At 57.1% G+C, this 15,171-nt stretch carries 7 protein-coding genes; 5 read left to right on the top strand and 2 right to left on the bottom strand.

What is annotated here, in order from left to right; translation table 11 throughout:
• The first annotated feature begins 106 nt into the window (after nt 1-106).
• Together ltrA and Q2941_RS12110 are read left to right on the top strand one after the other, a co-directional pair.
• Complete coding sequence (gene ltrA, locus Q2941_RS12115; RefSeq protein WP_458192610.1) at nt 107-1,624, top strand: group II intron reverse transcriptase/maturase; 1,518 nt, start codon at nt 107-109, stop codon at nt 1,622-1,624.
• A 912-nt stretch (nt 1,625-2,536) separates the two neighbouring features.
• Nucleotides 2,537-3,589: an alpha/beta hydrolase family protein gene (locus Q2941_RS12110; RefSeq protein ID WP_458192609.1), complete on the top strand. Its 1,053-nt coding sequence runs from the start codon at nt 2,537-2,539 to the stop codon at nt 3,587-3,589.
• An 870-nt stretch (nt 3,590-4,459) separates the two neighbouring features.
• On the opposite strand, the gene Q2941_RS12105 is transcribed toward Q2941_RS12110, so the two are convergent.
• On the bottom strand, nt 4,460-4,942 hold the full coding sequence (locus Q2941_RS12105; protein WP_458192608.1) for a MarR family winged helix-turn-helix transcriptional regulator: 483 nt from the start codon (nt 4,940-4,942) through the stop codon (nt 4,460-4,462).
• 719 nt (nt 4,943-5,661) lie between these two features.
• The gene (gene speD, locus Q2941_RS12100; protein WP_458192681.1) at nt 5,662-5,997 is read right to left on the bottom strand and encodes an adenosylmethionine decarboxylase; all 336 of its coding nucleotides are present in this window, start codon (nt 5,995-5,997) and stop codon (nt 5,662-5,664) included.
• Between the two features lie 153 nt (nt 5,998-6,150).
• On the opposite strand from speD, the gene Q2941_RS12095 reads away from it, so the two are divergent.
• The 3 genes from Q2941_RS12095 to Q2941_RS12085 form a co-directional block, all read left to right on the top strand.
• Complete coding sequence (locus Q2941_RS12095; RefSeq protein ID WP_458192607.1) at nt 6,151-6,648, top strand: hypothetical protein; 498 nt, start codon at nt 6,151-6,153, stop codon at nt 6,646-6,648.
• Nucleotides 6,649-8,382: 1,734 nt separating this feature from the next.
• Nucleotides 8,383-14,838: an amino acid adenylation domain-containing protein gene (locus Q2941_RS12090; RefSeq protein WP_458192606.1), complete on the top strand. Its 6,456-nt coding sequence runs from the start codon at nt 8,383-8,385 to the stop codon at nt 14,836-14,838.
• The coding region (locus tag Q2941_RS12085) for an MATE family efflux transporter (RefSeq protein WP_458192605.1) at nt 14,831-15,171 on the top strand (341 nt) is incomplete at its 3' end. The genes Q2941_RS12090 and Q2941_RS12085, both read left to right, overlap by 8 nt.

Below are 15,171 nucleotides of genomic sequence, written 5' to 3'. Positions count from 1 at the left end.
CGGGTCTGACCGGAACGGCAAAGCCGCTGCCGGCCCGCATCGGGAAGGTGAGGAACCGTAGCCGATGATGAACGGACACGAGAAGTCTGACCCTGCCATAGTAGCAATGAAGCTGACGAACAAAGCGGAGCCCTCTGCGGAGCGATCTGCGGGGGAGCCTTACGCGGCGGAGTCGGTGGAGCAAAGGGCAGGGACCAAGGGGAATGCGGGCCAGCAAAGCACGCGCCGGACGCAGAGTCGGGAAAGCGTGTCACAGGCGCTGGAACGCATACGGAAAGTCGCGAGAGAAAGGAAGAAGGAGAGGTTCACCGCGCTCCTCCACCACATCAACATCGATCTGCTCGAAGAAGCGTTCTTCGAACTCAAGGCGAATGCTGCACCCGGCGTGGATCGGTTGACGTGGAAGGACTACCAGGCAGACCTTGAGCGCAATCTCGAGGACTTGCATGGACGGGTCCAGCAGGGAGCGTATCGGGCACTGCCGAGCCGGCGGGTCTACATCCCCAAGCCGGATGGCCGGCAGCGCCCGCTCGCGGTCGCCGCGCTGGAAGACAAGATTGTCCAAAGGGCGGTGGCCGCGCTGCTGAACGCGATCTACGAGGAAGACTTCCTCGGGTTCAGCTACGGATTCCGACCTGGGCGCGGCGCCCATGATGCAATGGACGCGCTCTGCGTCGGGATCCACAGCAAGAAGGTGAGCTACATACTGGACGCCGACATCCGATCGTTCTTCGACGAAATCAGCTGGGAATGGCTGGTGCGCTTCCCGGAACATCGAATCGGTGACCGGCGCATCATCCGCCTGATCCAGAAATGGCTGAAGGCGGGCATCCTCGAAGACGGGGTCGTCTCGGTCAGTGACAAGGGGACGGGACAGGGCTCGGTGATCTCACCGTTGCTTGCCAACGTCTACCTTCACTTTGCCCTCGACCTCTGGGCCGCACGCTGGAGACGGCGCGAGGCCACGGGCGACATGATCATCGTGCGATATGCCGATGACTTCATCATCGGATTCCAGCATGAGAGCGACGCCCGGCGCTTCTTGGACGAGATGCGCAAGCGGTTGGGAGAGTTTGCGCTGTCACTGCATCCTGAGAAGACCCGGTTGATCGAGTTCGGACGCTTTGCGGCGGAGCGCCGTAAGCGACGCGGGCTCGGCAAGCCGGAGACCTTCGACTTCCTGGGCTTCAGCTTCATTTGCGGCAAAACCCGCTCGGGCAAATTCCAGATCAAGCGGAAGACCCGAAGGGATCGCATGCGGGCGAAGCTGCGGGAAATCAAGGAGGCGATGCGACGGCGTATGCACCGGCCGATCCCCGAACAAGGGAAATGGCTGAGGCAGGTCGTCCGCGGCTACTTCAACTACCACGCCGTGCCGACCAACGCGCCTGCACTGGCCGTCTTCCGACACCATGTCACCGACCTCTGGCGGCGCACGCTGCGGCGGCGTAGCCAGAAGGATCGGATGACGTGGGAACGGATGACGCAGCTGGTGAGCGACTGGCTCCCAGAACCAATCATCCTTCATCCCTGGCCGAGCGATCGCTTCGCCGTCACACACCCAAGGTGGGAGCCGTATGCGGGAAAGCCGCTTGTACGGCTCTGTGCGGGGGGCGCGAGGTAACTCGCGTCCCTACCGCAAAAACGATTTTCTGCGGTGTTGGTGGCCGAGGCAGCACGATCCGCGCGGTTTACGATCCGTCAATCAACCCATCATAATGGCCAGATAATCTCCGACCTTTGAGAGTTTCAACCCACTAAAAGGGTTGGATATCCCAACCGGTGATCGACATGCCGAGATGGCGCAAACCGACCAAAGTCGAGATTCGAGAGCGCCGCGCCGCCGTTTCGGCGAAGGCGCGGGCGGGCGAGCTACGGCTTCCGCGTGCTGTCGCGGAGATGCGTCACGCGCTCGGGCTTTCGCAGCCCGAGTTCGCGAAACTTTTCAAACTTACGACACGTCAGGTCGCCGAAATCGAGCGAACTGCTGACCTCGAGCACCGATTGACGCAAAGCGATCGCGAGTGGAAGCGCGCAACGCGGGTGTCCGCCCCTGCAGCGTGACTAACGCATGTCTTTCGTTGGCTCACGCGAAGCGTGCTAAACCGGCTCTTGTGCTAACATTGTGCAAAGGGCTGAAAGCTCCGTCAATCTCCTAGCGTGATGATTTACCTTAGCCCTTGCGTGATAAGGATTTGAAGTGCGAACCAAGCCGCTTTCATCGCGGCGCTGGTCTCCTAGTCGGCGCCAATAGAGGCGTCGTAGAGCTCGGCACTGCTGGCAGTTTATAGGCTTTTATTCCAAGGGCTTTGCGGTTCGCGCCAAGTCTACTGAGTCGCGGATCGTCTGGTGCAGCGGAATGCAGGTGGATGAAAAACTGCGCGCGCTCGCGACCAAAGGCAGAATTGCAGCGCTACATGGCTTAATACTGCGAAGTTTCTCCAGCGATGTCAGCTACTGTCTCCGTGACACGTGGAGCTAAGCTGGCGCTATAGAACCGGCTATCTCTTCAGATCCGCACTAAGGGGCAAATGGGATGGACGACGCTGCGTGGCCCCAGGTGAGGGGCGATCTTAGATCCACGCGATGGGGCGCTGCGGCGTTCCTCAACAATCTCGAAGCCGCCTGCACAGGTATTAGCCGAGCTGAATGGGTCATTAGATGGATAAACATCGGAGATGCCCATCGGGTCCTTGGTGATACGAATCGGGAAAAGGGATACCTTGATGAGGCGGCACAAGATTGGCTATGCGCGCTAACCGCCTTTGAAGTTGCAAGGCGTTTGGCTTGTGAAGACGCTTCAGGCAGCGAAGGCGTTCCGGCCAAAATCAACGCTGTCATTCAAAAATTCGGAGCCTTGGAACAGAAGATCGAGCGAGTGCAAATCGAGTGCTGCGATCAAGGTGAGATTGTCGCGCACTACTTGCCCGCGGACGGTCGCAGCTCTAGCGCCCCAGCAATTATTTGCATCAGCACGGAAGAGGAGCCGGCAACGACGCTGCTTGGAAGGCTCTTGCCCGTTGTGATGGATCGAGGCATGTCCGTCCTTGTTGTCGCTCACGAGGACGTCTCAAATACCCGGCGCGGTCAGTCGGACATGTACTTGTCTTGCTGTGTGGATTATTTAGCAGCCCGGTCAGACATTGATGCTGCTCGTATAGGCATCTATGGAGACGGGTTATCCGCTGCCATGGCATCCGATTTCGCTGCATCCGACAGCCGCGTTGCCGCAGCGGTCTGTGACGGTGGCCTCTGGAATTTGGCTCGGATGCTGGCGTCTGTCGACTGGGTTACCGGAACCACAGATGTGCCGGACGAGGAAGTGATCTCGGCCCGTCGCTTGCGGTTGCTCCGGCGGTTGAGATGCCCTGTTCTCGTGGTAGCAGGTGGCCGCGGCATCGTCAGCGCGTCGGAAGCGATGAAGCTGCTGCGTAACGGCGCGGCCGCACCCATTGATCTGCAGTTGGCCATACCACGGACGATCACGACCGACGGAGGAGAGGTCGAAAATTTCGTGACCTCCGACGATCGAATCTTCGGATGGCTAGAGCATAAGCTTGTGCTGAGCTCGCTCTCTATTCATTGTTGAGTTGGACAGTAGCGGAAACCTCGCCGCTCGCGCTGCTGTATTCCGTTCGTGCCACAGGCGATATCCTCAGTATAACTTCTCACACCTCAGGCTCACATCAGGAGACGCCATTAGCGTCCGGCCTTGATCAGAGGCTCGCTGAAATGGGCACGCTCAATAGCCTCTGCAAGTCGTTGTGTCCATTTCGGCAAAATGACAACAAAAGCAAAATCAATGGCTTATCAAAAAAATGTTCAAGTTCACTATTTGGTACCTGGAACCTAGCTTCCCCCATCTAGCCTCCCTCTTGCGGAGACCGACATGCTCGGACACGGGGGCGGACGGGCGTTCTTTGGGCGGAGCCAGCGGTTCACGGCCCGCGACCTATCCTCCCAGGCGCGCCAGCGTGAAGCGGACCGGATCTCGCGGGTCTCAAGGCGCCCCCTCCATGGTCGACACGCATTGCGCGCAGCCCAGCACCTTGTGCTGACCGAACAACGTCAACGGGATCGTCAGCATGGCGCCGATCACGATGATCATCACGACAATCATCTGCGACGCGATCAGATATCCATCAGCATACGGGCCATCGTTGCCGCCGGTCCAAAAAGCGAGCGCAACCAAGCGAAGACGCGCGCCCAAAGGCTCTGCAGCTCGCGTTTCGCCGCGGCCAAGGGCGGAATTTCGCGAAAGGATCATCCCACCAACTGCTAAATCGAAAAGCGCGCCGGCGACGCGATCGACATCGTCCTCTCAGCGGTAGATCACAACTTTCGACGCATCATCGTGTATTCGTCAAGTTGCGGGCTCAGTAGGCCTAGGCGCCGCGGTTCAAGTCGTGGTGCCGAGCGAGCAGGCTCTGATGCTAGCTCAGCACCGCGTCATTTAGATCTACAATATTCCGATACTCAGCTTTTGAGATGCCAATCGGCTGTTCTTAGCAATTAAGTGTAGCCGTTTATTGACGTAGTGAAGAGACTCCTCGTCGAGCCCGTCAAGCATCGCAGCGTTGAGGGCTTGTCGTTTGATTGACAGCTTCCTGATTTCCGCCCGCGCCTTTTGCGTCAGTGAGATCTGTAGGTATCTCGCATCGTCAGGCGAGGTCACACGGGTCAGGAACTCCATTTGTTCGAGTTTCTTTGTTTGGTTGGTAACGAAAGCGGGATGGATTCGCAGCTTGTTCGCAACCGCTGTTCCCGAGACGCCTCGACCTTCATCGAGTTCGTCGATGGCCATGAGGATCAACCACTGCGCTTCGGTTATGCCTAGTAGCTGAGCCCAACTCTTGTGTATTTCCTCGAGTTGGGAATGGACCTCAACGATGTTCCAGATGAAGTCGCTAACGGCTCTATCGAGTTGTTCTTTCACTTGCATGTTGCTGTTCCCGGCAGTTCAGGGTGTCGCCGATACGCGCACAGGTTGATGTCCACTTCGGCGAAAACCTACGTACGCTTCTCGTGCGACCTAAAAAAGTGCACGGGCGACACAGTGCTATCAAAAACAATTGAGAAGCACAATTGATCTGAGTGCGCATCGACGTCGCAGCTACCCAGTTTGATGTCGGGGATATGTCACTTTTGCGTCTACTTTTAATCCAAGTAGAGCTCGTCTTCGTTCTGAACCCAACTGACTTTGTCCACGAAAACGTCTTGCGATAGAATAAACCTGCTCAAGGAAAGCGTGCTTACGATCCGACGCTTTATCGAAGCCGCGAGATGCCACTCGGCAAGCTGTATGCAAAACGGCTATATCTGCACTGGCTAGCGACTGCGAGCAAAATGGAAGAACTCTATTCGATAGAACTTTCTTCAGTTCTTCGAGGAGACACGCATTGCAACAGCGCCGCGCGCCAGGTCGTCATCGTTGCGACATGACACGGCTTCAAGATGATAAAAACTGAATGATGCCTCATTCGTCGACGAGGCTCAGGTGAAGATATCGAGCACCCAAGCTGCTGCGGACGTTGTCATCGGCGCCATCGGCCGCAAGGTTGCGAAGGGCGGGCCCCAAATCGGCTTTCGCAATACTGCTGGCGCGACGCGTGCGCGAGCGAAGCAGCCTCCGCGACCAATCCAAGGAGATCGACATCTGCTTCAACGCGTTGGCTTGATTGACTCGCCTCTGCGGAAGCGGCGAACGTCAGAGTGTTCGGGCTGAAAGGCCTCAACTAGAATTGGCACGGCGCTCGCAGGATCGCAGTTGCCACATACGAAAACATCAGCGGCCGCGTAGGACCTCTCTGGCCAGGTGTGTAAGGTGATGTGCGATTCGGCCAACAAGGCTATTGCGGAGACGCCGTGACCCGGACAAAACTTATGAACATGAAGATGGAGTAATGTCGCACTCGCCGCCCGGACGGCTTTTCGGATTGCGTCTTCGGCAATGACTGGATCGTCAAGGTTCCTCGCTCCCCATAGGTCGATGAGCATATGCGTCGCACCGGAGGACAGAGACGGCGGGGTTTCCTTCTCGCTATCAATAGTCACTCAGAAATCTCCATTGAATTATGGGCCCATTAAGCTGAGCTATTTGGGATTTAGGTGACGAGGTGATCAGGCCCGCTCGGCACCTTGATTACGTGAATGCCGTCATTGAATCTGACAACTGCGACCTTCGGCACCTCTTTGTGCCTTAAGCCACCGCCAGGCCTTTATTTTGCGATCACCAGCTCGAACACCTTTGGCCTGGGGTGGTTGGCATCAAGGAGCACTTCGTCTGCGTGGTCCTGTCTTGCCGTGGCGAGCACGCTCTCGATTGAATTGGTGGTCCGCAAGAGATCTCTGTTCGGAAAGAAAATGGTGGAAGGCCAGCGGTGCGTCGGCATTCAATACCCGGCCGTACTTGGCGCAATACTTGTCGGCAAACAGTTCCGTCGCCGCTTCGCGCGGACGCTCGATTCGCGGCCAATAGACCTCGCGCAAATCCCTCTTCGTGGTGGCCTGAACGACGGTGGCACTGGAGGTTCGCGGTCTTGTGCACCCAGCATCGTTGTGCCCTGTGCCAGGAAAGACCTCGTCGAGCGTCTTGTAAAAGCCGAGCGCGCCGTCGCCGACATTGGCGAAACTCGTTGTTATTTATGACCTCGCCTCGATTGCTTTGCCAAGCCACGCCTTCCTTGAGGTAGGCCAGGGTGTGGCTGTGCGTGCCCAAAGCGTAACCGAGGCGACCGGCCCCGGTAACAGAGACGATTGGACTCGCCTTGTTTGCGCTCAGTGCTATGCGGGAGGCGGCGAGGCAGATATTTGTACAGTTAGAGACAGCGCCCCGGGCATCACGTTCGAGGCCAAACACCGAACTGTTTTTCTGGGAGTTGTAGCCGGTCTTGTCGTCTGCAAGGAACGCATGGGGATCGATGCCACCGTCATAGACAGAGGGAATGTCGGGATTGGTGAAGCATTTTGGGCCGCAATCACCGCGGACGTGCCCGCCAATATATCCTCCGGACAAGCTCCACGGAGCCGATGACAGACGTGCTGCTGGCTCAAGATCCGCCGAATGGGCTACGCCGCTTGCGACCAGCGCAATCGTTGTCGCTTCCCCAGAACGAACTTTAGATCGCATCAAACACTCCGCGGCGCAATTTCTATAGCACTTTCGAGCTTGCATCGGTGATGGCGCCGCGAATGAAGCAAGCAGCGTGCCGCTTGGAAATTGAGGAGTCTCGAGTTGCTTCGTACCGGGTGCATGCGTCAAGTTGTGGACAATGGTCTTAAAGTTGACAATCGCTCTGTACGTACCGACAATATGCTGCGCGGCAGGAAGACGCCTTCCTCGCTGCAGAGTAGAAGGAGCCTTTTGTTGGTTTCGACAGAATTTCGATCTCACCTATCGAGCCTGATGCGAACCGGTATAATCCACTGATTCTTACCGACGAGCGGAGCCGGCCTGGACGCTCGACCCATCTGCCCGCACAGCGCACCAGCTACGCTGGGGTTATCGAAGTCCGGCTCGCGGGAAATCGTCACGAGCGATCGGTCACGCAACGCGGCACGGCGGGAAAGGCTCACCGTCAGTGTCTTCCAGCTTGCCACGAATGCCTGTAACGCGCCGGCTCCGGCTTCGCTGTGATGCTAAGCGGCTGCGAACATCGGCAGATTAAGGACCTCGCGTGGCTGGTTCTGCACGCCTAGGACTCGTTACGCTGCCCCGCACTCGGAAACGTCAACTCTGGTCGCGGAGGGCAACCTCTAGAGTACCCGAAAGGGTGCTCCGATACGCGTTCCAAACCGCAATTGAAGCGTGTGTAGTGCCGCTTGGCCGCCGCCAGGTGCATGCTCGACAATCCCTTCCAGCGCGTCAAAGCAAGTTTCAGTCTCCCCGTCTCACAGCAGAACCCTACAAAGCCAAAAGCGTCAAAATGTTCGAGCACCTAACAACTGCCCCTCAGCGGCTACGCAACCGCCTCGTGGAAAACAAACACGCATCCGTCTTGATGTCGACGTCATCGCTTGGGGGCCGTAGGCAACATGTAACCCGGCGAGCGTCAGGTCCTCTTTCATCAGGAGAGCACATGCAAGAATTCACAAGCCAAAACCGGGTCTCTGAGCGCGTTGATTGCGCCTGGCATGCAGACGATCGCGTGTCTACTACAAGATCCGGTAGATGCCACCGCCAACATCAGGCCCTAGCGTTCGGTTGTGTTCCCCTGCCGATCATCGAGGAAACAGTGAGCGCAAAGGGCGAGAAGCTAACAATTAGTCAAAACGGCACACTATGACTGGCAGAACCAGGGTGGCGAAGAAACGTACACCCCATTCAGGACCCTCGGTGTTCTGATTCAAGGGCCACACAGGGCGACGAATGGCGGGAGGCGTATGCCTACGAAAAATCGATCGGACAAAAATCCTCTTGAGGAACGTCAACCGATCGACCCGATCATGCAGATCGATCGGCTTGCATCTTCGGATCCCGAGAGGGTTGCCCTGAGGTACGGCGCAGGCGCACTCACCTACAAGGCGCTGCGCTTGAGATCGGATGCCCTCGCGAGGACGTTACGAGAGAGGGGGACTCACGGCGCGGTGGTCGCCTATTTGGGTGAGCGGGACCTCGATTGGGCGACGACTGTCGTCGCAATTTTGAAGGCTGGATCAATCTACCTGCCGCTCGATCCGTCGCTACCCGCTTCCCGTACATCATTCATGATCGAGCAGAGCCGCTGCGCTCTGATTATTGGTCCAGACCGGCTGGAGTCGCTTAGCCAATTCCAGGCGAACAGCAAAGCCACCACGCAATTCGTGACGATAGAGGCGGCGCTGCGCGAAGGCCAAGCGTCGTCTCTTGCGCCATCATCGAACGAGAATGGACTTGCCTACATTCTGTTTACGTCAGGTTCGACGGGCCGGCCCAAGGGCGCAATGATCGAGCGTGCAGCCCTGAATAATCATTTGGCGGCAAAGATTGACGCTTTAACCCTAAGTCGGACGGATTGCGTCGCGCAGACAGCGTCGCACTGCTTTGACATCTCGCTGTGGCAGCTTCTGGCGGGGCTTTGCGTCGGCGGCTGTATCGCTATCATCGATGATGCGACCCTGAAATCGCCAGTCGTTCTTCTCCAATCAATTCAACAATGTGGCGTGACGGTTGTTCAATTCGTTCCGTCGATGCTTGCAGTGTTTGTTGAATATCTGCAGTCGCTTGCGGCCGCTGAGCGAGCTCTGGACGGTTTGCGGGTTATTTCTACGGTCGGAGAACCTCTCACGCCGGGACTGGCGCGCGCGTGGCTTGCCTTATATCCTCAGGTCCCCATTCTCAACCACTACGGGCCGACCGAGTGCGCGGACGGCGTTGCGCATCATGTGCTTTCCGTCCCCCCTGCGCCGGCTGACCTCTATGTGCCGATCGGCAAAGCGATTTCTAACCTCGAGGTTTATGTCGCGGATGGACCGCGGCTGTGCAACCCGGGAGAGGTCGGCGAAATCTGTGTTAGCGGCGTTGGTGTCGCTGCTGGTTACGTCAATGACGATGACCGCACCAAGGATGCCTTTGGGCCAAACCCGTTCTCGAACGATCCCTCGTTCCAGCGCCTATACCGGACAGGTGATCTCGGGCGCGCTCGTTCCGACGGCCTCTTGGAATGTCTCGGTCGACGGGACCGTCAGGTCAAAATTCGCGGGCACAGAATTGAGCTGGGAGAAATCGAGGCCCGCCTTTGCGCTCATCATTCGGTAGGTGGCGCCGTCGTGGTCGCCTCCGCCTGCGCAGGCGTGAAGCTTACAGCGAGAGACATAACCAGGGCTGAGGGGGAAACTGGATCGAGGCGACTTTTCGCATATGTGTCGGCCCCGGCTGAAGTGGGGGAATGCGAGCTTCAGAACTTTCTTGCCGAAGCGCTTCCCACCTACATGCTTCCAGAAAGAATCATCCACGTCGGCAGTATTCCACTGACCAGAAACGGAAAAGTCGATTTTGGAGCCTTGCCGGACCCGGCAAGTGTTCGCCCTCCCTTGCCGACGCGATTTGAGGAGCCGCAAACAGAGCTCGAAGCTCAGCTGTGTCAAATTTGGTCCGGCGTTCTGCGCATTGAGAACATTGGCGTGAATGACGAGTTCATAAGCCTCGGCGGAGACTCGCTTCGGGCGATGCTTATATTGGGCCAGTTGCAGACCTTGCTCGGAATGAGAGCGGATTTCAGGCTGGTTCTGAATGGAACGATCCGATCTCTTGCGGCGTCGATCTCGGCTCCAGTCGAATCGAAACCGTGCACGGCCCCGACGCACGGTAGGCTAACGCGAGCGCCCCTAACGCGAGTTCAGGAGCACCTATGGTTTCTCTCACAGCTTGATCCGTCTGCCAGGAACTACATCATTCAGGGCGGCCTGCGAATAAAGGGTATCATCGATCTGGCCGCGTTCAATCGCGCCTGGACCGATGTCATTCACTCCCATCAGGCACTTTCTGCACGCGTCATCGACGAGAACGGTCCGGTTCAGTGTTTCGATGCTCCTCAATGCGCAAGCCTTGAACTGGCTGATGCATCTCATCTCACGGCGCAGGAAGCTGAGGAGCTGATCGCAGAGTTACGGCGAACAGAGCTTAACGCCAGTTTTGATCTCGGCCAGGGCCAACTGTTTCGCGCGCGTCTGATCCGTTTTGGCCCTGACAACCATCTGATACTGATCACCGCTCACGAAATCATCATCGATGCCTGGTCGATCTCCGTTCTGCTCAGGGACCTTCGACAAAGGTACGTAGATGCAGCGGCGTTCTTGCCGGAAAACCGGGCGTCACTCTCGACCTACGCCCTCTGGGAAATCCAACACACGACGCCGGAGGCGCTGGCCAAGCAACGTAGTTATTGGCGCAATCAGATTGGCGATGATCTGCCGGTTCTTTCGCTCGGAACGGGACGAGCGCGGCCGCAGACAAATTCCTATCGCGGCGCTTCGCATGCGGTGCTGCTTGGCAGCGAGCTCTCCAATCAGGTCCGGGAGTTTGCGCGCCGCCATAGATGCACCACGTCGACAACACTCCTCGCATGTTTCAAGCTGCTGCTGCGGATGTATAGCGGTCAGGACGATATTATCGTTGGCATACCACACGTCGTACGGGATCAACCAGGCAGCGACGTAATTATTGGCTTTTTCCTGAATATGCTGCCAATCCGGACCGCGATCGATGTCGACCAGTCCTTTGTGGTTCATGCGTTGCGCATCCAGGATCTAGTCAGCAGTGCCATCGCAAATTCGGCATATCCATTCGGCTGGATGGTGAGGGATGCCCGTCTATTTCGCGAAGCGGGCCGCTCACCGATCTTTCAGGTCATGTTCAACATGTACTCCGAGGCCGCCGAGCCATCTGGCCAACATGAGTTGGATCTGACATTCCGCGAATATGAGACCGGCTATGTAAAATTCGATCTGACATTGTACGCACAAGATCAGGGCGATGAAATTGCCCTCCAGCTAGCGTATGCGGAAGACGTATTTTCGAGCGATCTGATTGCTCGCATGGCCGACAATCTGCGCTGTCTGATTGCAGCCTGCCTTGAGAAGTCGCTTGCGCCCATTAAGGATCTGAGCTGCCTCAGCGCGTCAGACGTCGCCATGCTGGATTCGCTGGTTGGCTCGGTGCAGCCAAATGAGACTGAATGCCCGCTTGTCGAGGCGTTCGAGCAAATCTGCGTCTCGAATCAGAGCCAGGTGGCATATTTTGGTAAGTTCGGCGAGATCACATTCGGCCATCTGCGCGAGCGCGTAATAGCTGTCAGATCGCTACTGCGGGTTTCGGACGTGGGAGCTGGCGATATGATCGCCATGCTTGTCGACCGGTCGCCCGACGTGGCCGCGGTTATTCTTGCGGCACGAGCCTTGCAGTCCATAGTTGTCCCGATATCGCCGGATTATCCGCGTGATCGGATCGAACATATCCTGCGAGATAGTCAGGCAAAGCTCTTGGTTCACGCTAATGCCGCCGAGCCTGGTTTCGACATGCCGTCGGTCTGTCTATTGACCCTAGAGGGGTCGAGCGTGCCCGCGCACGATTCTGGGCGCAGGGACAAACCATCAGATCAGGGAATTGCAAGCCTTATTTACACGTCGTCATCAACCGGAAAGCCGAAAGGAGTACTTATACCGGAATCGGCAATTCTCAATCGACTGAACTGGATGTGGCGACGCTTTCCGTTTGACAGTACCGACGTTATGGTTGTGCAGAAGTCCGCATCACTTGTTGCTTCGGCTTGGGAGTACTTTGGGGGGCTTCTGAAGGGTATACCCGCGCTGATCCTGGCCCAGGAGCAGTTGCTGGATCCGGATCTGCTGTTATGCGCGTTGGCGAAATGTCGTGCGACACATTTATTTGCCTCGCCGCCACTCCTATCCGCCGTCATCGCTTCGCAAGAACGGCGCCCGCGACCGACGGCCTTGCGGCTGGTCACAAGCAGCGCCGAATCGATGCCTTCCTCGCTTCCCGGGCGCTGGCGTGCGAATTTTCCTGAAACGCCGTTGTGGAACTTCTACGGTGCTACGGAATGCGCATCCAATGCAGCAGTCTACGAAACATCGGATGCCGACGACGGCTCGTCGCTTGTCCCCGTTGGGCACCCAATCGATAACGTTAAACTCTACGTGCTCGATGCCCAGTTAAGGAGACTCCCTGTCGGTGCTGCTGGCGAACTCTGCATTGCCGGACGATGCGTGAGCGCCGGGTACTGGCGGGATCAAGATCGGACCAACCGATGTTTCATCTCGAATCCGTATGATGACGGCCGATACAGCGTTCTTTATCGAACTGGCGATATCGCACGCATCTCAACCAGCGGCCTGCTCGAGATTTGCGGCCGATCGGACAACCAGATCAAAGTACGGGGCTTTCGCATTGAGTTGGAGGAGGTCGAAACGGCTCTTGAGTCTCATCCTGCAATCGCTAAAGCCGCGGTCGTCGCAGACGGCATGGATAATCATCGTCGCTTGATCGCCAGCGTGGTTCCGGCTCGCCACAGTCTAAGCTCTGGAGATATCGTCACTCACCTGCGCCACACATTGCCATCCTACATGATTCCTGCCGCCTTCCGTTTGGTCGACAGCATCCCCCTTACGGCAAGTGGGAAGATAGATCGTTCTCGCCTGTCGTCCGTTCCTTACCGGGAGGTCGGGCCAGTTCCTTGTGCTGAGCCCCGCACGAGGAAGGAGCGCGTTCTTGCTGCGATCTGGCAGGATCTATTAGGCACCAAGTGGGTCGGACTCGATCAGAGCTTCTTTGATATCGGCGGAGATTCTCTTCTCAGCGTGCGCTGCGTCACGCTGGCGCGCAAAGCCGGACTGAATCTCACTGTCGAGCGACTTCATCGAACACCGACTATCAGGGAATTGGCGGCAGACGAAGCGGTTACACTCTATTCCGCGGATGGTTCATTGGCAGTCACCCGCGCAATCTCATCTTGGAATCGTCTTGCCGGCTTCGACGAGCATTTCAACATCGGCGATCTCTTCTTCTTGCCCGCCGGCGTCCTGAACGTCCGAACGCTGGAGCGTGCCCTTGCCCATGTCATGAATAGGCACGAAGGCCTCAGACTGCGTATCGCTCGAACTGCTGATGGCCTACGTCTGACAATCGAACCTTCCGTGGCCGAACGCCTCGTGGAAGAGATCGATCTTGTCGGGATAAACGTCCTTCAGCAGCGTAAGATAATCGAAAGCATCTCGGCAAGACGTCAGCATATGTTTCGGTTTGACGGCCAGACGCCTCTTGTCAGCGTCACAGCGTTCCGCACAGCGGAAAGCGGCGATTACTATCTTCTGGTCCTGATCCATCATTTTGTAGCGGACGGGATCGGCTATCGCCTATTCCTGGAAGCGTTGGATACGGCATACAACGCCCTTGCCTCGGGCCATGCTATAAGCGGTCCCGAGAACACACAAATGCTCTGTCCATGGTTGAAGCGCCTTGAGCACTACGCGAACAGCGAAGCGCCAGCCGAACTCGAATACTGGGAAGGGATTGACTACCATCAGTTCGATTTCCACATCAGCGACACTTCATCTGGCGGCGCAAGCTTTTCGAAAGCGACAGCGAGAGAGCTTCACCATGCACGCCTTGAGGGGCGCACGGAAGAGGCGAACTGCCGATTCCTCTGGGAAGATCAGGCCAAGTACCATCTTGAGATCGACAAACAAGCGACAGCCGATCTCTTCAATATTGCAGCCAGATGGGCGCATTGTCAGGACGTCGATGTCTTTCTTGCGGCCATATCCGGCGCCTTTGGACGCGTTTTCGGCAACTACTCGCTCTGGATCGATAGCCTTACCTCAATCCGAGGTCGGCTGTTTGACGATCTCGATCCATCTCAGATCATCGCCCATATCAGCGAACTTGTTCCGCTTCCCTTGAGACTGACAGCAACGGAGCACCGTCCCGATCGTGCGCGTTCAATATACCGCCAGCGCAATGCCCTGCCGCGCAGGGGAATCGGGTTTCGGGCCATGAAATTCTTAAACCGAGATACAGCCGTGCGGAGCCGGGTCGATCGCCTGTCCTTACCAAGAATTGGATTGAATTATCGAGCGGGTGTGCAGCGCCATTTTCCACGCCGTCTGCTAGCCAAGGAACCCTCTCCACTCTGGATCGGCGAAGACATGGATGAAGGGTCCGTGATCCACCTGTTCTGGTTCGATGTCGGATATCAAGCCGGCCATCTTCAGATCGAAGCGAGGTATGATTCAAGCCAAGTCGGTTATGAGCTGACCCGTAATCTTTGCACAACATTGCAACAGGAGTTGGTGCAAACGATTAGCGAATGCGCAAGAGCTCGCGACACGTTCACCCATGAATGAGCCAGATGCGGAATTCGCCTTCGAGAGCGATCGCGATGTGATGCCGAAGAAGATGCAGCACATTGACCTATCGGCCCCCAATCTGGCGAGCCTCATTCTGCGGCTCGCCATTCCGTCTGTTGTTGGCTTGTCGATCAACGCGTTACAGCAGGTCGTCAACGCGATCTTTGTTGGCGCGCTTGGCGCACAGGCGATCGCAGCTGTCAGCATGGCCTTGCCAATCGTGGTCCTGCTCACAGCAGCTGGACAGGGGATCGGTGTTGGGACAGCGTCGGTCATATCCCGTCATCTTGGCGCTGGAGAGTACCTGGAAGCGAGTCGAGGCGCGAGCAC

The sequence above is a fragment of the Bradyrhizobium sp. UFLA05-153 genome (genome assembly GCF_054185185.1).
This window is presented reverse-complemented; position numbering and strand designations above follow the sequence as displayed.